The sequence below is a fragment of the Streptomyces sp. NPDC050509 genome (assembly GCF_044457965.1).
Taxonomy (GTDB): Bacteria; Actinomycetota; Actinomycetes; order Streptomycetales; family Streptomycetaceae; genus Streptomyces.
This window is the reverse complement of record NZ_JBITHL010000001.1, coordinates 830663-856260: the sequence shown is the minus strand read 5'-3', so window position 1 is coordinate 856260 and position 25598 is coordinate 830663. Positions and strand designations below refer to the sequence as shown.

Here is a 25598-nt window from a genome sequence, read left to right as displayed (position 1 = left end):
GGGAGAGGGTCAGGAGGAGACCGACGTGGTGGCCCGTGGCTGCTCCGGGGCTGTCTCCCGCCGGGCGCCGAGTTCCGTGGTGGGCACCTTGAACGTCTCCCGGCCGGTCACGACCGCGAGCGAGCTGAGGACGCAGAAGGCGGCCGTGAAGATCGCGACACCGGCCCAGTTGTCCCCGTCGGGGCCCGCGATCTGCGCCGCGAAGCTGACGGCGAACCCGGCGACGGCGAAGCCGATCTGCGTACCGATGGCCATGCCGGAGAGCCGGACCCGGGTGGAGAACATCTCCCCGTAGAGGGAGGGCCAGATGCCGTTGGCCGCGCTGTAGACCACACCGAAGAACGCGATGCCGGCGAGGAGCACCAGCGGGTAGGAGCCGGTGGAGATCGCCCACAGATAGACGAAGATCATCACGCCGGAGCCGAGCGAACCGATGAGGAAGACGGGCTTGCGGCCGATCCGGTCCGAGAGCCTCGCCCAGAGCGGGATGGCGAGCAGGGCCACGGCGTTGGCGGCGACACCGACCCAGAGCATGGCCGTCTTGTCCATGCCGACGGCGTCGCTGGTGGCGTACGACAGCGCCCAGACGGTGAAGATGGTGGAGACGGTCGCGATCGTCGCCGCGGCGACGACACGCAGCACATCTGCCCAGTGGTGGCGCAGGAGATGGACCAGCGGCAGTTCGGCCGGCGCCCGGCCAGCGGACTCCTGCTGGAAGACGGGGGTCTCCTCCAGGGTGCGCCGGATGAGATAGCCGGCCACCGCGACGAAGGCGCTCAGCAGGAACGGGATCCGCCATCCCCAGGTGTAGAGCTGATCGTCGGGGAGCGCGGCGACCGGGATGAAGATCAGGGTGGCGAGGATCTGGCCGGCCTGTGTCCCGTTCAGGGTGAAGCTGGAGTAGTACCCGCGCCGGTTCTCCGGCGCGTGTTCCAGCGTCATCGAGCTGGCGCCGGCCTGCTCGCCCGCGGCCGAGATCCCCTGGAGCATGCGCATCAGGACCAGCAGGACGGGGGCGGCGGCCCCGATCTGGTCGTACGTGGGCAGACACCCGATGAGGAACGTGGAGATGCCCATCAGGATCAGCGTCAGGACCATGACCCGGCGCCGGCCCACCCGGTCGCCGATGTGCCCGAGGAACAGCGCGCCGAGCGGCCGGGTCGCGTACGCCACGCCGAAGGTGCCGAGCGAGATCAGCGTCGCGGTCGCGGGATGGTCGGGGTTGAAGAAGACCTTGGGGAAGATCAGGGCCGCGGCGCTGCCGTAGATGAAGAAGTCGTAGTACTCCAGCGCGCTGCCGATCCAGGCGGCCACGGCCGCCTTGCGGGGCTTGCCCTGCGGCGTCGGGGACGGTTGCGAGGCGTCGAGCGAGTGAGCGGACACGCGTGCTCCTCTGCGGGAGGGGATCGGGAGATCGGGAGGGGACGGGGGAGAAGGGACGGGGGTACGGGGAGGGGATGCGGCAGGGCCGGTCCGGCGTCCGGTCCGGCGGCGCTAATTAACGCACTAGGTAGTTAATTGCGTTGCCGAGGATCCTGGGACCGGCGTCCGTAACTGTCAAGACATCGCGCGGAAACTCCCCGCAGCACCACACGCCCCCCGCCGCCCCACACGCCCCGCACCCCCGGAACGCGCTCACCCCCCGGACGGTGGGTCCGGGGGGTGAGCGCGTTGGGGCCGGAGGGGCTCCGGACGGGGGTGGGGGAGGCTCAGCCGATGCCGCCGCGCCCGATGACCTGCGCGTACCAGCGCGCGCTGTCCTTGACCGTACGGCGCTGTGTCGCGAAGTCGACATGGACGATGCCGAAGCGCTTGCTGTAGCCGTAGGCCCACTCGAAGTTGTCCAGCAGCGACCAGAGGAAGTAGCCGCCCACCGGCGCGCCGTCCGCGATCGCCCGGTGGACCGCGCTGAGGTGCGAGTGGAGGTAGGCCACGCGCTCGGGGTCGTGGACCTCGCCGGACGGGTCCGCGTAGTCGTCGTACGCCGCCCCGTTCTCGGTGACCATCAGCGGGGTGCCGGGCAGTTCGTCACGCAGCCGGGTGAGCAGTTCGTACAGCCCGTCCGCGTCGACCGGCCAGTCCATGGCCGTACGCGGCCCGGGAGCCGGTACGAAGCGGACCCGGCCCTCGGCGGCCGGCCACGGCGAAGGGGTCTCCGAGGAGCCCGCGGCGACGACGGTGGGGGAGTAGTAGTTGATCCCCAGCGAGTCGATGGGCGCGGAAATGGTCTCCAGATCGCCGTCCTGGACGAACGACCAGTCCGTCAGCCCGGCCGTGTCGGTGACCAGGTCCTCCGGCAGCCGCCCGTGGAAGACCGGGTCGAGGAAGATTCGGTTCCCCACGGCGTCGATCCTGCGCACCGCGTCGAGGTCGGCCGGTGTGTCGGTGAGCGGCCGCAGCGCGTGCAGGTTGAGCGTCAGCGAGATCTCGGCCTTGCGCGGCAGTGTGTCGCGCAGCGCCCGGACGCCCAGGCCGTGGGCCAGGTTCAGGTGGTGCGCGGCGCGCAGCGCGGCGACCGGATCCGTACGCCCGGGGGCGTGCACCCCGGAGGCGTAGCCGAGGAAGGCCGCGCACCACGGCTCGTTGAGCGTGGTCCAGGTGGAGACGCGGTCGCCGAGCGCCTCGCCGACGAGGCGCGCGTACTCCGCGAACCGCCCGGCCGTGTCCCGCTGCGGCCAGCCGCCCGCGTCCTCCAACTCCTGCGGCAGATCCCAGTGGTAGAGGGTGGCGACGGGCCTGATGTCCGCCGCCAGCAGGGCGTCCGCCAGCCGACGGTAGAAGTCGAGGCCGCGCTGGACGGCGGGGCCGCGCCCGGTGGGCTGGACACGCGACCAGGACACCGAGAAGCGGTAGTCGGTGACGCCCAGCTCCTTGAGCAGCGCGACGTCCTCGTCCATCCGGTGGTAGTGGTCGGCGGCGATGTCACCGGTGTCGCCGTTGCGTACCCGGCCGGGCGTCCGGCTGAAGGTGTCCCAGATGGACGGGGTACGGCCGTCCTCGGTGGCGGCGCCCTCGATCTGGTACGCGGCGGTGGCCGTGCCCCACCGGAAGCCGGCGGGGAAGCGGGCCTCCACGGCGGTCTGAGGGCGAGCGTCGACAGCGGTCATGAAGAAGGGCTCCCGTGAGTGAGCGACGGAACGGTGGGGGTTCGGGTGGTGCGGTGGGGGGGGGATACGGGTGGTGCCGGGCGGGGGTGCCCGGCGGGGGCGGGTGCGGATGCCGGGGTGCCGGGCGGGGCTCAGCCCTTGACGGCGCCCTGCATGATGCCGCCGACGATCTGGCGGCCCAGCAGACCGAAGACCAGCAGCACCGGCAGGGTGCCGAGCAGGGTGCCCGCCATGATCACGGACTGGTCGTGCACATAGCCGCCGCCGAGCTGGCGCAGCGCCACCTGGACGGTCGGGTTCTGCGAGGAGAGCGCGATGATCGGCCAGAAGAAGTCGTTCCACGCGGCCATGAAGGTCAGCATCCCGAGCACGGCCATCCCCGGCCTGGCGATCGGCACCACCACCGACCAGAAGATCCGCGCGGTGGAGGCGCCGTCGACGCGGGCGGCCTCGATCAGCTCGTCGGGCAGCGACTGCACCAGGTACTGCCGCATGAAGAACACACCGAACGCGGAGACGAGTCCGGGCAGGATGACGGCCTGGAGCTGGTTCACCCACTGGAGCTCGGCGATCAGCATGAACAGCGGGATCACCCCGAGCTGCGGCGGGATCATCATCGTGCCGATGGTGACGGCGAGCAGCACACCGCGCCCGCGGAAGCGCAGCTTGGCGAAGGCGAACCCGGCCAGGGTGCAGCAGAGCACCGTCCCCACCGTGATCGACCCGGCGACGATCAGCGAGTTGAGGAGCGCCTTGCCGATGTCGGCCTCCTCCAGCACCGCCTGGAAGTTGTCGATGAGATGAGGGCCCGGCAGCAGGGTCGGCGGCACCTTCGCCAGATCGGCGTTGGAGCGGCTGGCCGCGACGATCGTCCAGTAGAACGGGAACGCGGAGAAGAGCAGCGCGACGGTCAGGATCGCGTACGAGATCCATCCGCCGTGCATGGTGCGCCCGGCGCGGCTCCGGCGCCGAACGGGCGTGGGACCCGGCTCCTTCCCGGCGGGCGGGGACGGTGGGGTCGGCGGCGCGGTGAGTGTGGTCATCGCCCGGCCTCCTTACGCGAACGGCGGTGCGCGACCAGGGCGTTGATGCCGACGAGGATCAGGATGAGCAGGAACATCACCCAGGCGATCGCGGCGGCCCGGCCGAGGTGGAAGAAGCCCCAGCCCTGCTCGTACAGGTAGAGGCCGAGCATCTGGTACTGGTGCGAGATGCCGCCCGAGATGGACCCCTCGAAGAGCAGTGGCTCACCGAAGAGCTGGGTGGCGCCGATGGTCGAGACGACGACCGTGAAGACGATCGTGGGGCGCAGTCCCGGCAGGGTGATGTGGATGAACTGCCGCCAGCGCGAAGCCCCGTCGACCTCGGCGGCCTCGTACAGCTCGCCAGGGATCGACTGCATGCCCGCCAGATAGATCAGCGCGTTGTACCCGGTCCAGCGCCAGATCACGATGGTCGACACGGCGATCTGCGAGGCGACGGTGCCGGTCTGCCAGTCCACCGGGGAGACACCGACCAGCCCCAGCACGTAGTTGACCAGACCGAAGTCACGGCCGAAGAGCTGGGCGAAGACCAGGGTCGCGGCGGCCACGGACGTCGCGTACGGCAGCAGCATCGCCGTACGGATGAACGTCCGGCCGCGCAGCTTGTAGTTGAGGAGATGGGCCAGTCCCAGCGCCATCACGAGCTGCGGCACGGTGGAGAGCACACCGATGGTGAAGGTGTTGCGCAGCGCGGTCCAGAAGTACGCGTCGGTGAAGATCGCCGTGTAGTTGCCGAGGCCGCGCCACTCCATGTCGCCCGGCGTCTGCAACTCCACCCGGTAGAGCGAGACATACGCCGTGTAGAGCAGCGGGAAGAGCCCGAAGGCGGCGAACAGGGTGAAGAACGGGGCGAGATAGGCGTACGGCGAGAACGCGCGCCAGGAGCGGCGCAGCGCGGACGCCCGGGACGCCGGAGGGCCCGGCGCGGGCGGGGGCGCCGCCTTCGCGGTGGCGGTGAGGGTCATGGATCGGCCTTCGCAAGCGGGGGAGAGGAGAACCGGGGTGGGGGCGGAGGACCGGTCCCGGCCGGCCCAGGTCGGGACCGGCCGGGGAACCGTGTCAGCCGATGACGTTCTCGACGCCCTTCTTCGCCGTCGACCACGCCTTGTCGGACGCGACGCCCTTGCGTTCCACCTCGCTCAGCGCGTTGGTGATCTGCTGGGTGACGTTGGCGTCATGGACGCCGAGGACCTGGACGGGCGCGGCTTTGGCGGCGTCACCGAAGATCTGGCCGGTCGGCGCGTCGGAGAAGTACGGGTCCTTCGTGTCCGCGATCTGCTCGATGGCGCCGGTGGACGACGGGAAGATGCCCTGCTTCCTGAAGAGCTTGGCCTGCTGCTCGGGGGCGGTGAGCCACTTGATCAGCTCGTACGCCTCCTTCTTGTGCTCGGCGGCACGCGGTACGGAGAGGTACGAGCCGCCCCAGTTGCCGGCCCGGCCGGGCAGCGCGGCGATGTCCCACTTGCCCGAACCGGTCTCGCCCGCCTGGCCCTTGATGTAGCTGAGCATCCATGCCGGGCACGGAATGGTGGCGAACGAGCCCGCCGCGAACGCCTGGTTCCACTGCGGCGACCACTGGTCGAGCTTGGCGCTCAGCCCGGAGTCCGCGGCCTTGACCGAGGTGTCCCAGGCGGTCTTCACGGCCGGGTTCTGGTCGTAGATCAGCTTGCCGGAGGTGTCGTAGTACCGCTCCTTCTCCTGGCCGGACATGATCGAGTAGAGGCTGCCGACGCTGTCGAGCCAGGCGCTCTTCGCGGGCGCCTTCGCCATGTACTCCTTGCCGAGGGCGAGATAGCCGTCCCACGTGGACCACTTCTTCGCCAGCTCGGTGCGGTCGGTCGGCAGTCCCGCCTTCTTGAACAGGTCCGAGCGGTAGCACATCGCCTCGGGCCCGACATCGGTGCCGAGGCCCAGGATCCGGCCGTCCTGCGTCGTCGCCGCCGACCACTTGGCCTCGGCGAACTGGTCCTTGAGCGTGTCCGCCCCGTACCGCTTCAAGTCTTCGAACTTGTCGGACTGCTGCTGGGTGACCGAGGCGATCCGCCCGACCTCCACGCCCTGCACATCGGCGAGCCCGCCGCCGCCGGCCAGCCGGGTCTGGAGGGACTTCCAGTAGTCGGCCTCGTCCTCGGTGTCGCTCTGCTTGATGGTGATGTCCGGGTGGAGCTTCTGGTACTCCGCGTAGAGCCCGGCCTCCTTGTAGCCGAAGGATCCGAAGAGGTCGACGGTCAGCGTGACCTTGCCTCCCGCGCTGTCGGAGGTCCCTGAGGAACCGGACCCGCAGGCGACGAGCAGTGCCCCGGAGAGCACGACCGCACCGAGACGGACCGCGGCCCTGCTGGCGGCTCGGGCGATGGGCATGAGAAGCCTCCCTTGGCTTCGGAGTACACACGAGAGCCGATTGAGAGCGCTCTCAGAATCTGGGGTGGAGCGTGCCCCGGAGCGCACCGCCCCGTCAAGACTCGAACGCGTAACGGACGCCGGGGAGCGTTAACTCGCCTCTGTGTCCGACGTATTGACACTTCTGTTTCAGAAGTTTTACGTTTCCTGGCGTCTGAGAGCGCTCTCGAACGCTCGGCCTTCCCCCCCCGTCGTCCATGTCCCCCACACACCCACCGACCCACCCCCCCCCACGTACCCCCACAACCCCCGTGAGGTGCCGCCCATGTCTGTCTCCCGTGCCAGACCAGCCGCCGCGCTGGTCCTGGTCAGCACCCTGGCCGCCATCGGTCTCGGCCCCGCCGCCTCCCCGGCCGTGGCCGCCAACGTTCCTGTCGGAGCGGGCAGTTACTCGGACACCCGGCCCGCCGGCACGTCCGGCCCGACCACCAACACCGGCACCCCCGTCACCCCCAAGGTGACCGAGGCCGCCCGGAACAAGCCGGTGCCCACCAACGACTGGTGGTCCTCCCTCGCCTTCCAGCGGTACGGCGACAACCCGTACTCCACCCCGATGTACGGCCACCCCCTCACCTACCAGGCGACCTCGGGCGGCCTGGAGGTCGGCTACCCGACCACCCCGGCGATCGTCGGCGAGGGCCGCCAGTACGAGTACGCCCACAAGGCCGATCTCACCCTGGGCCTGACCGGGCTCAACTCGCCCGACACCAAGGCCGACGACTGGTCGGACTGGACGGTCACGCCCTACTGGTCGGACGGTGCCCGCACCCTGCGGACCACCATCGGCCACGGGCTGCCCTACGTCTACGCCAAGGGCTCCGGCGGCGACGCGCGCATCACCACCGCCGCCGCGCCCACCGTCTTCGCCGACGACGGCAACGTCCTCGGCATCACCGTCGCGGGCCACCACTACGCCCTGTTCGCGCCCACCGGCAGCGACTGGTCGGTCGCCGGCTCCACCATCACGGCAGGGCTCGGAGCCAAGGACTACTTCTCCCTCGCCGTCCTGCCCTCCACCGACGCCCTCGCGACGTACCGGAAGTACGCGTACAGCTTCGTCACCGGCTCCCAGGTGAGCTGGAGCACCGACGCCGGTACGGTCAAGGCGACCTACCGGCTCACCACCGAGCCGAAGGAGGGCACCGAGACCGGCACCCTCCAGGCCCTCTACCGGCACCAGTGGCTGCACACCACCGACGCGCTGACCCCGTACACGTACGTCTCACCGCGCGGCACCATGAAGGTCCGCGAGGCCACCTCCTTCACCACGAGCCAGCGCTCCTCCGGGGTGCTGCCCGCGCTGCCCGCCTCCAGCGGTGTGGACCGGGCGCGGCTCAAGGGATATCTGGACGAGGCGGCGGGTGCGGCCGATCCGTTCTCCGGCGCGACCGACACGTACTGGACCGGCAAGGCGCTGGGCCGGCTCGCCCAACTGGTGCCCATGGCCGACCAGATCGGTGAGACCGCGACCCGCGACAAGCTCATCGGACTGCTCAAGGGCAGGCTGGAGGAGTGGTTCACGGCGGGCGGCGCGAGCGAGTTCAGCTACGACAAGCAGTGGAAGACACTGACCGGCTACCCGGCGTCCTACGGCAGCGACACCGAGCTGAACGACCACCACTTCCACTACAGCTACTACGTCTACGCGGCGGCGATCGTCGCCCAGTACGACCAGGCGTGGGCCGCCGACGGGGCCTGGGGCTCGATGGTGAAGACGCTGGTACGCGACACCGCCAACCCCAGCCGTACCGACACCGAGTTCCCGTTCCTGCGCGGCTTCGACGTGTACGCGGGCCACAGTTGGGCCTCCGGGCACCAGGGCTTCGCCGCGGGCAACAACCAGGAGTCGTCCTCGGAGTCCACCAACCTCAGCGCCGCCCTGGTGCTCTGGGGATCCGCCACGGGCAACGCCGAACTGCGCGACCTGGGAAGCTACTTGCTGGCCACCGAGTCCGAGGCGATCGCCCAGTACTGGTTCGACGCCGACCAGGAGGTCTTCCCGTCCTCCTTCGGCCATGACACGGTCGGCATGGTGTGGGGCAGTGGTGGCGCGTACTCCACCTGGTGGACCGCCAACCCCGAGGAGATCCACGGCATCAACGTCCTTCCCGTCACCGGTGGTTCGCTCCACCTGGGCCGCGAGAAGGACGCCATCCGGCGCAATCTCGCCGAGATGGAACGGGAGAACGGCGGCCCGGCCGTCGAATGGCGCGACATCCTCTGGGAGTTCGAGGCGCTGGCCGACCCCGTCGCGGCCAAGGCCAAGTGGGACGCGGGCGGCGCGAACTACACACCGGAGGCCGGTGAGTCCAAGGCCCACACGTACCACTGGATCGGCACACTGGACGCGCTGGGTGCCCCTGACGCGACGGTGAGCGGGTCCCTGCCCACCTCGGCCGTCTTCAGCAAGAACGGTGTACGGGTCTACGCGGCGCACAACTTCGGCGCCACCGCCACCACCGTCACCTTCTCGGACGGCACGACGCTCGACGTGCCGGCCCGGTCCACCGCGACGAAGTAGCGGGCGCGACGCAGCAGCGGACACACCGCCGGCGGACCTCACCTCACCTCACCGTCCGCCGGCGGATCCACCGGTACGGCCGCTTCAGCGGTGCGGCGGATCCACCGGTGCGGCGGGACACGGCTCAGGCCGAGTCCCGCCGCACCAGTGTGGTCGGTGTGATCACCGAGGCGGGCGCGGCGGAGCCCTCCCGCTCCCGGTCGAGACCGCGCAGCAGCAGCCGCGCCATCAGCCGCCCCTGCCCGTCGACGTCCTGCTGGACGGTGGTCAGCGCGGGATCCGTGGCGCCCACCACCGCGTCCATGTCGTCGAAGCCCACCACCGCCACATCGCCGGGCACCGAGCGGCCCCGCTCCTTGAGCACCCGCAGCGCGCCCGCCGCCATCAGATCGTTCGCCGCGAACACCGCGTCCAGACCGGGGCAGCGCTCCAGCAGCTCCGCCATCGCCCGCGCCCCGCTCTCCTCGGTGAACGCGCCCGCCGCGACCAGCGCCGGATCCTCGTCCATCAGCACGTCCCGGTAGCCGTCGAGCCGGTCCGTGGCCGAGGTCTGGTCCAGCGGCCCCGCGATGTGCGCGATCCGCCGCCGCCCCAGGTCCCGCAGATAGCGCACGGCCTCCCGGGCGCCGCCGCGGTTGTCGGCGTCCACGTACGGCACGACCCGCTGGTCCGCGGCCGACGTCCAGCTCGGCCGGCCCCCGTAGACCGTCGGGATCCCGGCCCGCTGGGTGATCGCCGGGATGGGGTCGTCGGTGTGCAGGGAGAAGGCGAGCGCGCCGTCGACATGGCCGCCCGCCAGATAGCGGGCGATCCGGTCGTAGTCGCCGGGCCCCTCCAGCAGCAGAAGCACCAACTGGGTGTCGTGTGCCGTCAGTTCCTTGCTGATCCCGCGGATCTGCTGGGAGAAGAACGGATCGGAGAAGATCCGGATCTCCGGCTCCGCGATGATCACGGCGACCGCGCCGGTGCGCCGGGTGACCAGGGAGCGGGCCGCGTGGTTCGGTACGTACCCCAGCTCGTCGACGGCCCGCCGCACCTTCTCCACCAGCGGGCTGCGCACCCCCGCGCCGCCGTTGACGACCCGGGAGGCCGTGGCCCGGGAGACACCGGCGCGCGCCGCGACGGCTTCCAGTGTGGGGCGTGCCCCAGGGGTCGGCTCGGACACGACGTGCGCTCCTCGTCGGTGGATACGGCGGCGGACCGTACGGCGGTGGCGCCCGCGCGCAGGCGCGGCGCGGCAGCCGGACGGCCCCCAGACTAGCCGTTGACCATGGCGTCTGAGAGCGCTCCCATTCGCGCACCGGTCCCTGAATTTCCCCCGGTGTCCTCCCGATGTCTCCCTGATCCCAGGACTGCCCTCTTTTGAACGGGAGTTGACCGGGGTAGCTTCCGCCCCATGGAGATCCGGTCGCGGGCTGCCCGCAGATCATTCGAACGCTGGTCGCGCGGAGCACTCGCCGCGGCGGCCTCCGCCGCGCTGTTCGGGGTCCTGCTCACCCCCGCCTCGGCGCAGGGCGCGGAGCCGGGCACACCACCGGCGGTGAGCGGTCAGCGGGTGAAGGAGAGCCGGCCGGTCTACTCCTACGAGGACGCCGTCAGGGAGTCCGTCTGGGTCGACACCGGCCTCGACGGCGACGAGGACGGCAGGACGGACCGCGTCGCCGTCGACATCGTCCGCCCGCACGAGCCGGCGCTCCGGGGCCGCAAAGTCCCCGTGATCATGGACGCCAGCCCCTACTACTCCTGCTGCGGACGTGGCAACGAGAGCCAGAAGAAGACCTACGACGCCGACGGCGACCCGACCGGCTTCCCCCTGCACTACGACAACTACTTCGTCCCGCGCGGCTACGCCTTCGTCGCCGTCGACCTGACGGGCACCAACCGCTCGGACGGCTGCGTGGACACCGGCGGGCGCTCCGACGTCCAGTCCGCCAAAGCCGTCGTCGACTGGCTGAACGGCCGGGCCCGTGCCTACGGCAGCCGCACCGGCACCGATCCCGTACGGGCGGGGTGGACCACCGGCGCCACCGGCATGATCGGCAAGAGCTACGACGGCACCATCGCCAACGGCGTGGCCGCCACCGGTGTCGAGGGCCTCAGGACCATCGTCCCGATCGCCGCCATCTCCTCCTGGTACGACTACTACTTCGCCCAGGGCGCGCCCCTCTACGGCTCGGGCCCCGACTGGCTCTCGAACTACGTGGAGAGCCCCGAGGCCCGCACCCGCTGCCAGGCGGTCCAGCAGCGGCTGGTCGACGGCGCCCCGCGCAGCGGCGACATCACCCCGCTGTGGACCGAGCGCGACTACGTGAAGGACGCGTCCAAGGTGAAGGCCAGCGTCTTCGCCGTCCACGGCATGCAGGACCTCAACGTCCGTACGAAACACCTCGGCCAGTGGTGGGACGCGCTCGCCGACGCGGGCGTGGAGCGCAAGATCTGGCTCTCCCAGACCGGCCACGTCGACCCGTTCGACTTCCGCCGCGCCACCTGGGTCACCACCCTGCACCGCTGGTTCGACCACTACCTCCTCGGCTACGAGAACGGCATCGACCGCGAGCCCATGGCGGACATCGAGCGCGCCCCCGACCGGTGGACCACCGACCAGGTCTGGCCGCCGCGCACCACCGCCGCCACCATCCTCCGTCCGGCGAGCGGCGCGCTGCCCGGCGTGGGCACGCTCGGCCGTACCCCCGCCGCGCCCGGCTCCATCGAGACCTTCACCGACGACCGGCGCCTCGGCGAGAGCGACTGGGCCGCCGCCGTCGACCGTTCCACCCCGGCCAAGACCGGCTTCGTCACCCGCCCCCTCAGCCAGGATCTGCGGCTCTCCGGCTCCTCCAAGGTGACCGTCACCGCGACACCGTCCACCTCGACCGCCCATCTCTCCGCCGTACTGGTCGATCTCGGCCCCGACACCATCCGTGACTACGGCGCGTCCGGCGAAGGCATCACCACCCTCACCGAACGCACCTGCTGGGGTCCGAGCACCACGGCGGACAGCTCCTGCTACCGGGAGACCGCGGCCCACACCGCGGACGTGGACCACAACGTCGTCAGCCGAGGCTGGGCCGATCTGGGCACCTACGCCTCGGCGGAGCAGGGGCGTCCGCTCACCCCCGGCACGCCGTACACGATCACCCTCGAACTCGCCGCGACCGACCATGTCGTCCCGGCCGGGCACCGGCTCGCGCTGATCGTCGCCGGTACCGACCGGGGTCTCATCGACCCGCCGTCCACCACGCCCACCCTCACCGTCGACCTGGCCCGCACGGCCGCGTACGTCCCGTTCGTCGGCGGCGCCAAGGCGTTCGCCCGCGCCACCACCGGCGCCGTACCCCCGCACAGCGCCCCGCGTGAGCCCCTGGCCGGCGGCGTGACCGAGCTCCGCCCGACCCTTCCGATCCCGGGAGACCACATCCGATGAGGACGACGATGGAGATGAAGACGGCCGCCCAGGCGGCCCCGCGGACGACGCCCCGTTCCTTGCCCCGTACGCGCTGCGCCGCCCTGCTCCGCCGCGTCGTCGCGCTGCGCGCCCTCGTCCTGGCGGCGTCCTCGGTGGCCCTGGTCCTTCCGATGGCCACCGTCCCCGCGCACGCCGTACCCACCGCCTCCGCCTCGGTCGCCTCCACCGCGCCCCGTACGGGCTTCGAGACCAGCGACGGCGCCGACTGGACCAGCCAGCCCCAGGAACGGGAGTTCCTCTCCGCCGTCGCCCGGGGCGGCGACCGCGTCTCCCTGCGCACGATCGGCACCACCAAGCAGGGCCGCCCGCTCCAGCTCGTCGAACTCGGCGCCCGGCGCGCCCCCGTCACCGTCCTCCTGGTGTGCAGCCAGCACGGCAACGAACCGTCGGGGCGCGAGGCGTGCCTGACCACCGTCCGTGACCTCGCCTACGCCGAGGACCGCGAGACGCGGCGCTTCCTGGACCGTACGAGCGTCCTCGTCCTGCCCACCGCCAACCCGGACGGCCGGGCCGCCGACACCCGCGGCAACTCCGACGGCGTCGACATCAACCGCGACCACATCGAGCTGGCCACCGCCGAGGCCCGCGCCATGGCGGCCGTCATCCGCGACCGCACCCCGGACATCGTCTACGACCTGCACGAGTACGGCGCCACCCCGCCCTACTACGACAAGGACCTCTTCGACCTCTGGCCGCGCAACCTCAACACCGCCCCCGGTGTCCACGACGCGTCACAGAGCCTGTCCGAGCGGTACATACGCCCCGCGGCCGAAGCCGCGGGCCACTCCACGGGCACGTACGGGATCTGGACCGACCCGGTGACCGGCGACCCCATCCGGCAGACCGCGGGCGACGGCCAGGAGCGCATCCTGCGTAACGCGGCGGGCGTCAAGCATTCCGTCAGCCTGCTCATCGAGAGCCGGGTGAACCCGCTGACCGACGCCGAGAAAGCCGACCCGTCCCTCAACAACCGGCGCCGGGTGACCAGCCAGCTCGACTCCCTGGGCGGCCTGTTCTCCTTCACCGACGAGCGCCGGGCGCGGATCGCGGCGGCCACCGCCTCCGCCCGGGTGGCCGGACTGAAGGACCGGGGCCCGATCCATCTCGGCGGCGCCGACAACGAGCCCGCGGCCCCCGACCGGATCATCCAGGACCCGCCCTGCGGCTACCGGCTCGACGCCGCGCAGTACGCGGAGGTCAAGGACGAACTCGCGCTGCACGCAGTGGTGGCGCTGCCCACCGGGAAGGGCGCGTTCGTCCCCCTGCGCCAGTCCCAGCGTGCCCTGGCGGCGCTGCTCCTCGACGGGCGGGCCGACTACCACCTGACCGCGGCCACCCCCGCCGCCTGCTGACCCCCTGAGCCGGGAGCCGGACCCGCCGCGCGCCACGGGCCCCGGCTCCGGCCCGGGTTCCGGCTCCCGTTCAGGCCCGCTCAGCCGACGGCCAGCGCCGCGGCCTCCTCGGCGCACCCCCAGGCCACGGTGACGCCCGCGCCCCCGTGCCCGTAGTTGTGCACCAGCCGCCCGCCGCCGGGCAGCGGTACGGCTTCCAGCCGCACCCGGGGGCGGGCGGGCCGCAGCCCCACCCGGTGCTCCAGCACCCGCGCGCCCGCCAGCGCGGGCACGGCCCGCGCGCAGTGCGCCACGATGGTGTCGGCCTCCTCCTGGTCGGGGCCCAGGTCCCAGGAGCCCTCGGTCGCCGTCCCGCCGAGCAGCACGCCGTACGGCTGCGGCAGCACATACGTCATCTCGCTCGCGCCCGGCAGCGCGCCCACGAACCACTCCTCGATCCCCGGGTTCTCCACGATCACCACCTGCCCGCGCACCGGATGGACCGACACGTCCGGCACCAGCTCCCGGGCGCCCAGCCCCGTGCAGTCCACCACCACGGGCGCCACGGCGGCCGGTTCGCCGAAATCCGTGACCGAGCGCCGCTCGACCGTGCCGCCCGCCGCCCGCAGCCGCGCCTTCAGATACCGCAGATAGACCGGCATGTCGATCAGCGGGACCGCGGCCCGCAGCCCCTGGCCGACCCCCTCGGGCAGCTCGTCGGGGCGGGCCTCGCGCAGCCCCCGCACCCGGGACGTCCAGCTCCCCAGCCCGTCGAGCGGGGTGTGCGCCATCAGGCCCGGGACGATCCGTACCCCCGTACGCTCCGCGTCCCGCGCGAGCCCCTCGTACCGCTCCAGCGACAGCTCCAGCCAGGGACCGACCTGCCGGGCCGGCTCGATGCGGTACGGCCAGACGAGCGCCCCGGCCACCGCCGACGTGGTCCTGGCCACCGGATCACGGGTCCACAGCCCCACCCGCCGGCCGCTCTCCGCCAGCACCACCGCCGTCGTCAGCCCGATGACCCCACCGCCGACCACGACCACATCGCACGTTCCGCCACTCATGCACCGACCCTATAAGGCCGGAGAAGGGCCCTTGGCCCCTTCAATATCCGCTGGACGGCGCCGTGTTGCCCGCGAGACCCTGCTCCCCCGCCCCCACCTGCGGGAGCGCCGCCCGGCGACGGCCCTGCACGAGCCGCGACGGCGGGTCTGCCACGACCGGCACTCCGCTACGATCGGACGCTCTGATGACTGCCACACTTGTAGCCAAGAACCTCGCCGCGGGGCACGGCGACCGCTCGCTCTTCTCCGGGCTCGACCTCGTCGTCGCGCCCGGCGACGTGATCGGGCTCGTGGGCGCCAACGGCGCCGGGAAGTCCACCCTGCTCCGGCTGCTCGCCGGACTCGACACGCCCGAGGACGGGGAGCTGCGCCTCTCGCCGCCCACCGCCGCCGTCGGCCACCTTCCGCAGGAGCCGGAGCGGCGCGCCGGGGAGACCGTACGGGACTTCCTGGGCCGCAGGACCGGGGTCACCGCCGCGCAGAGCGCCCTGGACGAGGCCACGCAGGCGCTCGTCGACGGCGCGCCGGGCGCGGACGACGCCTACGCCGCCGGCCTGGAGCGCTGGCTGGGCCTCGGCGGCGCCGACCTCGACGAGCGCGCCGAGGAGACCGCCGCCTCGCTCGGTCTGACCGTCGGACTCGACCAGCCCATGACCTCCCTCTCCGGCGGCCAGGCCGCCCGCGCGAGCCTCGCCTCGCTGCTGCTCTCCCGGTACGACGTCTTCCTGCTGGACGAGCCGACCAACGACCTGGACCTCGACGGCCTCGAACGCCTGGAGAAGTTCGTCACCGGGCTGCGGGCCGGCACGGTCGTCGTCAGCCACGACCGCGAATTCCTCGTCCGTACGGTGACCAAGGTCCTCGAACTCGACCTGGCCCAGCAGAAGATCACCCTCTTCGGCGGCGGCTACGAGGCGTATCTGGAGGAGCGCGAGCGGGCGCGGCGCCACGCCCGCGAGGAGTTCGAGGAGTACGCGGACAGGAAGTCGGCCCTGGAGACACGGGCCCACACCCAGCGCGCCTGGATGGAGAAGGGCGTCAAGAACGCCCGGCGCAAGGCGACCGACAACGACAAGATCGGCCGCAACCTCCGTACGGAGTCCACCGAGAAGCAGGCCGCCAAGGCCCGCCAGACGCAGCGGATGATCGAACGCCTCGACGTGGTCGACGAGCCGCGCAAGGAGTGGGAACTGCGGATGGAGATCGCCTCGGCGGACCGCTCCGGCGCGGTCGTCGCGACCCTGAACGGCGCCGAGGTCACCCGCGGCGGCTTCCGCTTCGGCCCCGTCACACTCCAGGTCGACCGGGCCGACCGCGTCGCCATCACCGGCGTCAACGGCAGCGGCAAGTCCACCCTGCTCGCCGCGCTCCTCGGCCGGCTGCCGCTGGACACGGGCCACGCCACCCTCGGCTCCGGCGTGGTCGTCGGCGAGGTCGACCAGGCCCGCGCGCTCTTCCACGGCCCCGGGACCCTGCTGGACGCCTTCCGCCCGGCCGTCCCCGACACCGAACCCGCCGAGATCCGTACGCTGCTCGCCAAGTTCGGCCTCAAGTCGGACCATCTGCTGCGCCCCGCGACGACCCTCTCCCCGGGCGAACGCACCCGGGCGGCCCTCGCGCTCCTCCAGGGCCGGGGTGTGAACCTCCTGGTACTGGACGAGCCGACGAACCATCTCGACCTGCCCGCGATCGAACAACTGGAGTCGGCTCTGGACTCCTACGACGGCACCCTCCTGCTGGTGACGCACGACCGCAGGATGCTGAACGCGGTCCGCACGACACGCCGTCTCGACGTGTCGGCGGGCCGCGTCACGGAGATCTGACCGCGGACCTCCGCCGTGGGGTGCCGGGCCCCGGCCGTACGGAGCTACGACCCCGGCGGTGGGGTGCCGGTCCGGCCTCGGCCGGCACCCCACCGGGCGTCAGCCCCGCCGGCCGCCCCCGCCGCCCTTCGGGTCCGTCAGCCCGGCCCGCCGCAGGGCGTCCGCCATCGCGCTGTTCGCCGGGGGCGGCGCCGCGGCCTGACGTCCGCCGCCCCTGCTGCCGGAGCCGCTCCTGCTGCCGGCGCTCTTGGCGCCGCGCTCGCCACGGCCGCCCCTGCCCTGCCGCTGCTGCGGCGGCCGGCCGCCGCCTCCAGACCGGTCCCGCTCCGGCTTCGCGGCCCCCGCCTCGTCGTCCAGACGCAGCGTCAGGGAGATCCGCTTCCGCGGGATGTCGACGTCCATCACCTTCACCCGGACCACGTCGCCCGGCTTCACCACCTCACGCGGGTCCTTGACGAAGTTCTTGGACATCGCGGACACATGGACCAGCCCGTCCTGATGCACCCCGATGTCCACGAACGCGCCGAACGCCGCGACATTCGTGACCACGCCCTCCAGCACCATGCCCGGCGCCAGGTCGCCCAGCTTCTCGACGCCCTCCTTGAACGTGGCCGTCCGGAACGCGGGCCGCGGGTCCCGTCCCGGCTTCTCCAGCTCGCGCAGGATGTCCGTCACGGTCGGCAGCCCGAAGGAGTCGTTCACGAAGTCGGCGGGCCGCAGCGACCGCAGCACGGACCCGTTCCCGATCAGCGACGCGACCTCGCCGCCCGTCGACTTCACCATGGACCGCACCACGGGGTACGCCTCGGGGTGGACGCTCGACGCGTCCAGCGGGTCGTCGCCGCCGAGGATACGGAGGAAGCCCGCGCACTGCTCGTACGCCTTCGGGCCGAGCCGGGCCACGTCCTTGAGCGCGCGCCGCGACCGGAAGGGACCGTTCGCGTCGCGGTGGGCGACGATGTTCTCGGCGAGCCCCGCGCCGATCCCCGACACCCGTGAGAGCAGCGGTGCGGACGCGGTGTTGACGTCCACCCCCACCCCGTTCACACAGTCCTCCACGACCGCGTCGAGCGAGCGGGACAGCTTCACCTCGGACAGGTCGTGCTGGTACTGGCCGACGCCGATCGACTTGGGGTCGATCTTCACCAGTTCGGCGAGCGGGTCCTGGAGCCGGCGCGCGATCGAGACCGCGCCGCGGATCGACACGTCGAGATCCGGCAGCTCCTGCGAGGCGAACGCGGACGCCGAGTACACCGAGGCGCCCGCCTCGGAGACCATCACCTTCGTGAGCTTCAGCTCCGGGTGCCGGGCACACAGGTCGGCGGCGAGCTTGTCGGTCTCACGGGACGCCGTGCCGTTGCCGATGGCGATCAGGTCGACCGAGTGCCGCTCGGCCAGCTTCGCCAGCTTGGCGAGGGACTCGTCCCACTTGTTCGCGGGGACATGCGGATAGATCGTGTCGATGGCGACGACCTTGCCCGTCGCGTCGACCACGGCGACCTTCACGCCCGTACGGAACCCGGGGTCGAGGCCCAGCGTGGCGCGCGTCCCGGCCGGCGCGGCCAGCAGCAGGTCGCGGAGGTTCGCCGCGAAGACCCGTACCGCCTCGTCCTCGGCGGCCGTCCGCAGCCGCAGCCGCAGATCGATGCCGAGATGCACCAGAACCCGGGTGCGCCACGCCCAACGGACCGTGTCACCGAGCCACTTGTCCCCGGGGCGGCCCCGCTCCGCGATGCCGAAGCGCCGCGCGATCATGTTCTCGTACATGGTCGGGCCCGGCAGCTCGGAGGGCTCCTCGGGCTCCAGGACCAGATCGAGGACATCCTCCTTCTCCCCGCGGAGCATCGCCAGCACCCGGTGCGAGGGCAGCTCCGTGAAGGACTCGGAGAACTCGAAGTAGTCCGCGAACTTGGCGCCCGCCTCCTCCTTGCCGTCCCGTACCTTCGCCGCGAGCCGGCCCCGTGTCCACATCCGCTCGCGCAGCTCACCGATGAGATCGGCGTCCTCCGAGAACCGCTCCGTGAGGAGGGCGCGCGCGCCCTCCAGCGCGGCGGCCGGGTCCGCGACGCCCTTGTCGGCGTCCACGAACGCGGTGGCGGCGGCGAGCGGCTCCACCGAGGGGTCGCTCAGCAGGCCCTCGGCCAGGGGCTCAAGACCGGCCTCGCGGGCGATCTGCGCCTTCGTCCGCCGCTTGGGCTTGAACGGCAGATAGATGTCCTCCAGCCGCGCCTTGGTGTCGGCGGCCCTGATCCGCGCCTCCAGGGCGTCGTCCAGCTTGCCCTGCTCGCGCACGGACTCCAGGATCGCGGTCCGCCGCTCCTCCAGCTCCCGCAGATAGCGCAGCCGCTCCTCCAGGGTGCGGAGCTGCGCGTCGTCGAGCGATTCGGTGGCCTCCTTGCGGTAACGCGCGATGAACGGCACCGTCGATCCGCCGTCGAGCAGCTCGACGGCCGCCCTCACCTGCCGCTCGCGTACGCCGATTTCCTCGGCGATCCTGCCTTCGATGGACGTCGTCACGATCACGCTCCGCTGTTCTGTGGTCCGGCGCCTGCATTGTGGCAGGTGGCACGGACATCGGCGGGCAGGCCGGAACAGCCGTACGGCGGCGGGCGCGGCCCGGGCACGGGACCGGCCGTAGCCGCGATGGCAGTAAAGGCGGGGTATTCGTCATTGCGGACATCCGCTCCCGGGCGAAGGATGAGCACCATGACAGAGCGATCCGTCCTGGTCGTCCTCTTCGACCAGGTGCAGAGCCTCGACGTGACAGGCCCCGTGGAGGTGTTCGCCGCGGCGAACACCGCGTCCGGCGACCCCGCCGCGTACCGGATCCGTACGGCCACGCTCGACGGCGCGCCGGTCCGCACCTCCAGCGGGCTCACCCTCGTCCCGGACACCCCGCTCGCCGCAGCCCCCGACCCGCACACCCTCCTGGTGCCCGGCGGCGCGGGCACCCGTGGCCCCGACCCGCGCCTGATCGACTGGGTGCGCGAGCGGGCGCCCCGCGCGCGGCGGCTGGTCTCGGTCTGCACCGGCGCCCTGCTGCTCGCCGAGGCGGGGCTGCTCGACGGGCGCCGCGCCACCACCCACTGGGGCGCGACCGACCTCCTGGCCAGGAACCACCCGGCCGTGGACGTCGACCCGGACCCGATCTACGTACGCGACGGGGAGATCTTCACCTCCGCCGGGGTCACCTCCGGCATCGATCTCGCCCTCGCGCTCGTCGAGGAGGACCTCGGCCGCGACGTGGCGCTCTCCGTCGCCCGCCACCTCGTGGTCTTCCTGCGCCGCCCCGGCAACCAGGCGCAGTTCAGCGCGGAGCCGACCGCCCGGACCGCGCTGAGCGCCCCGCTGCTGGCGGTGCAGAGCTGGATCGGTGAGCACCCCGGGGACGATCTGTCGGTCGAGGCGCTGGCCGGACGCGCCCGCCTCTCGCCGCGCCACTTCGCCCGCGCCTTCCGCTCCGAGACCGGCACGACGCCGGGCCGTTACGTCGAGCGCGTACGGCTCGAACACGCCAGACGGATGCTGGAGGAGAGCGCCGACGGGGTCGAGGCGATCTCCCGCTCCTGCGGCTACGGCACTCCGGAGGCCATGCGCCGCGCCTTCGTGAAGACCCTCGGCACGGCCCCCGCCGAATACCGCCGCCGCTTCCGCGCGGCCCCCCTGCCCTGACCCGTCCGAGACCTGTCGACCAAGAAAGCCGGCCCCCCATGCAGATCGCCATCCTCCTCTTCGACGGCTTCACCGCGCTGGACGCCGTCGGCCCGTACGAGATCCTGCACCGGGTCCCCGGCGCCGAGACCGTCTTCGTCGCCGAACGCACCGGACCCGTGCACGACGAGCCGGGATCGCTCTCGCTCGTCGCGCGCAAGACTCTCGCCGAGGTCACCGCCCCGGACGTGGTCGTCGTGCCCGGCGGCCCCGGCCAGAGCGGTCAGATGACGAACGAGTCGCTGCTCGGCTGGTTGCGCGCGGTGGACGCCACCACCGCCTGGACCACCTCCGTCTGCACCGGCTCCCTGCTGCTCGCCGCCGCCGGGCTGCTCACGGGACGCCGGGCCACCTCCCACTGGCTCGCCCTCGACGCACTGCGCGCGTACGGCGCCGAGCCCGTCGGGGAACGCGTCGTCACCGACGGGAAGTACCTGACGGCGGCCGGTGTCTCCGCCGGGATCGACATGGGGCTCACCCTGGCCGGCTCGCTCGTGGACGAACGGTTCGCGCGGTCCGTCCAGTTGATCACGGAGTACGACCCGCAGCCGCCCTACGACGCGGGCTCGCCGGAGAAGGCCCCCGCGGCCCTGGTCGAGGAGGCGCGCGGCAGGAGCCGCTTCACGGCCCGGCCGGCCAGGTGAACTCCGGCGCGCGGCGCTCCAGGAAGGCGGCGATGCCCTCCGCGGCGTCGCCGCTGCCGCGCGCCTGTTCCGCCCAGTGCGGGGCGCGGCCGGCCCGGCCCGAGGCGAACTCCTTGGCAGCCGCCTGCGTCAGCCGCGAGCGGGAGAGCAGGACCCGGGTGAACTCCGCGACGCGTTTGGCCAACTGCCCGGCGGGCAGCACCTCGTCCACGAGCCCGGTGCGCAGGGCCCGTTCCGTGTCGATCAACTCGGCCGAAAAAAGCAGGTACTTGGCCGTCGCGGGCCCCACCAGCGCGGCCAGCCGCCGGGTCGAGGACTCCGGGTAGACGATCCCGAGCCGCGCCGGGGTCACCCCGAACGAGGCGCCCGCCTCCGCGAACCGCAGATCGCACGCGGCGGCGAGCTGACAGCCGCCGCCCACGCAGTGGCCGCGTACGGCGGCGAGCGTCGGCACGGGGAAGGCCGCCAGCGCCTCCTCGGCCCGTACGGCCAGCGCCTGCGGGTCCTCGCCGGGCAGGCCAGGACCGCCCGGCAGCCCCGGCCCCCGCAGGGAGGAGATGTCGGCGCCCGCGCAGAACGTGTCGCCCGCCCCGGTCAGCACCAGTGCCCCGACGGCGGGGTCGTCCGCCAGCCGCCCGAGCAGCGGCGGCAGTTCACGCCACATCGGCGCCGTCATCGCGTTGCGTTTGGCGGGGTGGTGGATCACCACGGTCGCGACGCCGTCCTCGACCGTGTGCACAAGCTGGGGCTCCATGGGCCGGATGCTATCCCCGCGATCACCTGGAGCGCCGCGAGCCGATCTTCGATCGACAACGAGCGATCAGGATCGCGCACATGTTCAGCTTTCCGGCTCTCAGGTGATCGCACTCCACCAAGTAGGGCTGACTTTTGTTCAGCATTCCGGTGCGGGTCGCTTCCTTGCCAAGACTCGTCACCGATGAAGAGCGACGGAGAGCGCACCGGTCGATCCGAAGGTGGGAGCCACGGAATGGAGAGCCGCGGAAGTGTTCCGGTCAGGACCCGGTCGTACGAAGGGGTCTGGCGCTTCACCGTCCCGGCGCTCGACATCTCCGTGCCCCGGGCCAGACGCACCGTACGCGAACTGCTGGTGCGGCAGCGGGTGCCCGTCAGGGGCGACACCGTGCACGGGGTGCTGCTCGTCCTCTCCGAGCTGGTCACCAACGCCGTACGGCACGCAGCCCTGCTCTCGCCCGAGATCGCCGTGGAGGTCGCCGTCGGCGCCGGCTGGATCCGGGTGTCGGTCGAGGACAACCATCCCTACCGGCCCACGGCGCTGGAGACCGACCATGCCAGGACCGGTGGGCGCGGGCTGCTGCTGGTCCGGGAGATCACCCGGGAGGCAGGTGGGGGATGCGCCGCCGAGCACACCGCCGGGGGCGGGAAGATCGTCTGGGCGGTGCTCCCCTTCGACGGGGGACGGCCGGGCCCGGCGGACCGGAAGGGCCAGGGCGCCCCTGGAGACCCTGCAGACCCTGGAGACCGGGCGGGCCGGACGGATCCGGCCGGGCCCGGCGGTGTCACCAGCCCGCGGCCGGCCCCGTGAGCTCCCGTACCGCCGGACGCGCGGCGTCCAGCACGGTCATGAACCAGGCGGAGAACGGCGCCGCGCTGTGCCGCTCCGTCAGCTCCGCCGGGGTGACGAAGACGGTCTCGCAGACCTCCTCCGGGTCGGGCAGTGGCGCGGACTGCGCCAGCCCGACGAAGAGGTGGTTGTACTCGTGCTCGACCAGTCCCGAGTCCGGGTCCGGGTGGTTGTAGCGCACGGTGCCGGCCTCCGCGAGCAGGGAGGGCGAGATGCCCAGCTCCTCGTGGGTACGGCGGGCCGCCGCTGCGAAGGGCGCCTCGCCCGGGTACGGATGGCCGCAGCAGGTGTTCGACCAGACACCGGGGGAGTGGTACTTGCCCAGCGCGCGGCGCTGGATCAGCAGCCGCCCCCGCTCGTCGAAGAGGAAGACGGAGAACGCCCGGTGCAACTGTCCTGGTGGCTGGTGGGCCGAGAGCTTTTCGGCCGTGCCGATGGTGTTGCCGTCCTCGTCTACCAGTTCCAGCATGATCGTTTCTTGTGCGGCGGTCGACGGGCTGTTCGCCGCGGTGACTGGTGTGGTCGGCATAACCATCCTTCGCTTCGGGCCTCGGTTGCCAAGTCTGCCGCACGAAGGTCCCGTGTCCGCACTCCGGGAGCGTGGCATGTCCGTTCCATGCCACGCCCCACGGTGTGAGCGGCGGACGGCTCAGTGGCAGAGCTTCGCCTCGTGCTCGGCGTGCCCCCGGGGTTCGAGCTGGAAGGTGCAGTGTTCGACGTCGAAGTGATGGCCGAGGCATCCTTGCAGGTCATGGAGCATCTTCTCGTGCCCCACCGCGTCCAGCGCGTCCTGGTCCACCACCACGTGCGCGGAGAGGACCGGCATCCCGGACGTGATCGTCCAGGCATGGAGGTCATGGACGTCCGCCACCCCGGGCAGGGCGAGCATGTGTGCGCGTACCTCACTCATGTCCACATCCTTGGGTGCCGCTTCCAGCAGGACGTTCAACGTCTCCCGCAGCAGTTTCACCGTACGTGGAACGATCATGAGCCCGATGAGCAGCCCCGCGATCGGGTCGGCGAGCTGCCACCCGGTGGCCAGGATGATCCCGGCGGAGACCAGCACGGCGAACGAACCGAGCGTGTCCGCGAGGACCTCCAGATACGCGCCGCGCACATTGAGGCTCTCGCTCTGCCCCCGCGTCAGCAGCGAGAGGGAGACGAGGTTGGCGGCCATGCCGATCAGGGCGAAGACGATCGTCAGCCCGCCTCTGGTCTCGGGCGGCGTGATGAAGCGTTCGACGGCCTCGTAGAGCAGATAGCCGCCGACGCCGAGCAGCAGCAGACAGTTGGCGAGGGCGGCGAGGATCTCGGCCCGCGCGTAACCGAAGGTGCGGCTCTCGTCGGCGGGTCTGGCCGCGAAGTGGATCGCCAGCAGGGCCATGCCGAGCCCCACCGCGTCCGTCGCCATGTGGGCCGCGTCGGCGATCAGGGCGAGGGAGTCGGAGACGATGCCGCCGATGATCTCCACCACCATCACGGAGAGCGTGATCCCCAGCGCGATCCGCAGCCTGCCGCGGTAGGCCGCGGTCGCGGTGCCCGCCGGCGGTCCTCCGTGGCTGTGCCCGTGGTTGTGCCCTGCCCCCATGAGGACGCCTCCCGGTCGTCTGGACGAGTGCTGACCACGTCAGTGAACTACGGGTGGGGGGTATCCGGCAACACGGCAGTGAACACCGTTGTCATATGCTCTGACCTGCGGAAATGATGCCAGGTCAGAGCGGTGCGCGATGCGATGACCGCAGGATCGTCCGAGACGACGAGATCATCCAGGATGACGACCGGATCACCCGATCGGGGCCACCGGGTGGTGCAGTCGCCAGCCCGCCCACGCCGACCCGACCATCGCGCGTACGTCGCGGGTCGCCGTCCACCCCAGCTCCCGGGTGGCCAGCTCGACCGAGGCGACCGCCCGCGCGGCGTCCCCGGGGCGGCGGGCCTCGGTCACCGGCTCCGTACGGTCCCCGGTGACCTCCGCCACCAGATCGGCCAGCTCGCGCACCGAGACGCCCTCCCCGCGGCCGATGTTCACCGTCAGGTCCTGGCCGCCGGGGTGCCCGGTCAGATGGCGCGCGGCGGCGAGATGGGCCTCGGCGAGATCGGCGACATGGATGTAGTCACGGACACAGGTGCCGTCCGGCGTCGGGTAGTCCGCGCCGAAGATCCGCGGCGCCTCGCCCCGGCTGATCCGGTCGAAGAACATCGGGATGATGTTGAACACCCCGATGTCCGACAGCTCGGGCAGGGCCGCGCCCGCCACGTTGAAGTACCGCAGGCAACCCGTGGAGATTCCGTGCGCCTTGCCGGCCGCCCGGACCAGCCACTCGCCCGCGAGCTTGGTCTCGCCGTACGGATTGATCGGGACGGCGGGCGTGCGCTCGGTGATCAACTCCACATCGGGCACCCCGTACACGGCTGCTGAGGAGGAGAAGAGGAAGCGCCGCACCCTCGCCGCCACGACGGCGTCCAGCAGCACCGTGAGCCCGTGCAGATTCTCCCGGTAGTACGTCAGCGGTTGTTCGACGGACTGGCCGACCTGCTTCTTCGCCGCGAGATGGATCACACCGGTGACCTCGTGCTCCGCCAGGACCCGGTCGACGGTCTCCCGGTCCAGCAGCGACGCCCGGACCAGCGGGATCCCTTCCGGGAGCCGTTCGGCGAAGCCGCTCGACAGATCGTCCAGCACGACGACCGGTTCCCCCGCCGCCGTCAGGGAACGCACCACATGTGCGCCGATATATCCCGCTCCGCCTGTGATCAGCCATGTCATGCCGTCACCCTAGGCCCTGTCCCACTCGTCGCCGGGCCCTGTCCCCGTCGCCGCCCGGTGCTTCCTCCGGTGCTCCCCGGAGGCACGGTTTGTGGGGCGGCCCCCGGATCGACAATGA

General features: G+C 71.8%; 17 protein-coding genes and 2 pseudogenes. 7 read left to right on the top strand and 12 right to left on the bottom strand.

All coding sequences use genetic code 11. From position 1 onward, the window contains the following. Positions 1 to 9 precede the first annotated feature (9 nt). The 5 genes from ACIBJC_RS03285 to ACIBJC_RS03265 all read right to left on the bottom strand — a co-directional run bounded on the left by ACIBJC_RS03285 (position 10) and on the right by ACIBJC_RS03265 (position 6511). A complete protein-coding gene (locus tag ACIBJC_RS03285; RefSeq protein ID WP_399287020.1) occupies positions 10 to 1383 on the bottom strand; it encodes an MFS transporter in 1374 nt (457 codons plus the stop codon). Positions 1384 to 1709: 326 nt separating this feature from the next. Continuing rightward, positions 1710 to 3107 carry a GH1 family beta-glucosidase gene (locus ACIBJC_RS03280; protein ID WP_399287017.1) on the bottom strand — a complete coding sequence of 466 codons (1398 nt, stop codon included), beginning with the start codon at positions 3105 to 3107 and terminating at the stop codon, positions 1710 to 1712. 131 nt (positions 3108 to 3238) lie between these two features. Beyond that, positions 3239 to 4150 (bottom strand): carbohydrate ABC transporter permease, encoded by a 912-nt coding sequence (locus ACIBJC_RS03275; protein ID WP_399287014.1) that lies wholly within the window; start codon positions 4148 to 4150, stop codon positions 3239 to 3241. Beyond that, positions 4147 to 5115 carry a carbohydrate ABC transporter permease gene (locus tag ACIBJC_RS03270; protein WP_399287011.1) on the bottom strand — a complete coding sequence of 323 codons (969 nt, stop codon included), beginning with the start codon at positions 5113 to 5115 and terminating at the stop codon, positions 4147 to 4149. Before ACIBJC_RS03270 ends, ACIBJC_RS03275 begins: the two co-directional genes overlap by 4 nt. 94 nt (positions 5116 to 5209) lie before the next feature. Then, positions 5210 to 6511 (bottom strand): ABC transporter substrate-binding protein, encoded by a 1302-nt coding sequence (locus tag ACIBJC_RS03265; protein ID WP_399287008.1) that lies wholly within the window; start codon positions 6509 to 6511, stop codon positions 5210 to 5212. Positions 6512 to 6815: 304 nt separating this feature from the next. Between ACIBJC_RS03265 and ACIBJC_RS03260 the strand changes: the two are divergent. Beyond that, a pseudogene (locus tag ACIBJC_RS03260) lies at positions 6816 to 9065 on the top strand (glycosyl hydrolase); the annotation flags it as partial. Positions 9066 to 9195: 130 nt separating this feature from the next. Here the strand turns inward: ACIBJC_RS03260 and ACIBJC_RS03255 are convergent. Then, positions 9196 to 10236 (bottom strand): LacI family DNA-binding transcriptional regulator, encoded by a 1041-nt coding sequence (locus ACIBJC_RS03255; protein ID WP_399287005.1) that lies wholly within the window; start codon positions 10234 to 10236, stop codon positions 9196 to 9198. Positions 10237 to 10467: 231 nt separating this feature from the next. Here ACIBJC_RS03255 and ACIBJC_RS03250 point away from each other — a divergent pair, with 231 nt between their 5' ends. Further along, a complete protein-coding gene (locus tag ACIBJC_RS03250) occupies positions 10468 to 12495 on the top strand; it encodes a Xaa-Pro dipeptidyl-peptidase (RefSeq protein ID WP_399287002.1) in 2028 nt (675 codons plus the stop codon). A gap of 8 nt (positions 12496 to 12503) precedes the next feature. Beyond that, complete coding sequence (locus ACIBJC_RS03245; protein ID WP_399286999.1) at positions 12504 to 13889, top strand: M14 family metallocarboxypeptidase; 1386 nt, start codon at positions 12504 to 12506, stop codon at positions 13887 to 13889. Positions 13890 to 13969: 80 nt separating this feature from the next. Here the strand turns inward: ACIBJC_RS03245 and ACIBJC_RS03240 are convergent, their stop codons facing one another. Next, on the bottom strand, positions 13970 to 14932 hold the full coding sequence (locus ACIBJC_RS03240; RefSeq protein WP_399286997.1) for an FAD-dependent oxidoreductase: 963 nt from the start codon (positions 14930 to 14932) through the stop codon (positions 13970 to 13972). A 185-nt stretch (positions 14933 to 15117) separates the two neighbouring features. Here ACIBJC_RS03240 and ACIBJC_RS03235 point away from each other — a divergent pair, with 185 nt between their 5' ends. Then, the gene (locus tag ACIBJC_RS03235; RefSeq protein WP_399286994.1) at positions 15118 to 16755 is read left to right on the top strand and encodes an ABC-F family ATP-binding cassette domain-containing protein; all 1638 of its coding nucleotides are present in this window, start codon (positions 15118 to 15120) and stop codon (positions 16753 to 16755) included. A 99-nt stretch (positions 16756 to 16854) separates the two neighbouring features. On the opposite strand, the gene ACIBJC_RS03230 is transcribed toward ACIBJC_RS03235, so the two are convergent. Further along, entirely contained in the window at positions 16855 to 19272 is a 2418-nt protein-coding gene (locus ACIBJC_RS03230) for a Tex family protein (RefSeq protein WP_399286991.1), read from the bottom strand. Between the two features lie 189 nt (positions 19273 to 19461). On the opposite strand from ACIBJC_RS03230, the gene ACIBJC_RS03225 reads away from it, so the two are divergent. After that, entirely contained in the window at positions 19462 to 20427 is a 966-nt protein-coding gene (locus ACIBJC_RS03225; protein WP_399286988.1) for a GlxA family transcriptional regulator, read from the top strand. Positions 20428 to 20465: 38 nt separating this feature from the next. Then, positions 20466 to 21110 carry a DJ-1/PfpI family protein gene (locus ACIBJC_RS03220; RefSeq protein WP_399286986.1) on the top strand — a complete coding sequence of 215 codons (645 nt, stop codon included), beginning with the start codon at positions 20466 to 20468 and terminating at the stop codon, positions 21108 to 21110. Here ACIBJC_RS03220 and ACIBJC_RS03215 read toward each other — a convergent pair. Continuing rightward, positions 21088 to 21864 (bottom strand): enoyl-CoA hydratase/isomerase family protein, encoded by a 777-nt coding sequence (locus ACIBJC_RS03215; protein ID WP_399286983.1) that lies wholly within the window; start codon positions 21862 to 21864, stop codon positions 21088 to 21090. The genes ACIBJC_RS03220 and ACIBJC_RS03215 overlap by 23 nt on opposite strands. A 234-nt stretch (positions 21865 to 22098) precedes the next feature. Here ACIBJC_RS03215 and ACIBJC_RS03210 point away from each other — a divergent pair. Continuing rightward, positions 22099 to 22536 (top strand): annotated as a pseudogene (locus ACIBJC_RS03210) (ATP-binding protein); the annotation flags it as partial. Between the two features lie 112 nt (positions 22537 to 22648). Here the strand turns inward: ACIBJC_RS03210 and idi are convergent. The 3 genes from idi to galE all read right to left on the bottom strand — a co-directional run bounded on the left by idi (position 22649) and on the right by galE (position 25480). Next, entirely contained in the window at positions 22649 to 23242 is a 594-nt protein-coding gene (gene idi / locus ACIBJC_RS03205; RefSeq protein ID WP_399286980.1) for an isopentenyl-diphosphate Delta-isomerase, read from the bottom strand. 120 nt (positions 23243 to 23362) lie between these two features. After that, positions 23363 to 24301, bottom strand: a complete 939-nt coding sequence (locus ACIBJC_RS03200) for a cation diffusion facilitator family transporter (protein WP_399286977.1) — start codon at positions 24299 to 24301, stop codon at positions 23363 to 23365. 195 nt (positions 24302 to 24496) lie between these two features. Further along, a complete protein-coding gene (galE, locus tag ACIBJC_RS03195; protein WP_399286974.1) occupies positions 24497 to 25480 on the bottom strand; it encodes a UDP-glucose 4-epimerase GalE in 984 nt (327 codons plus the stop codon). Positions 25481 to 25598 lie beyond the last annotated feature (118 nt).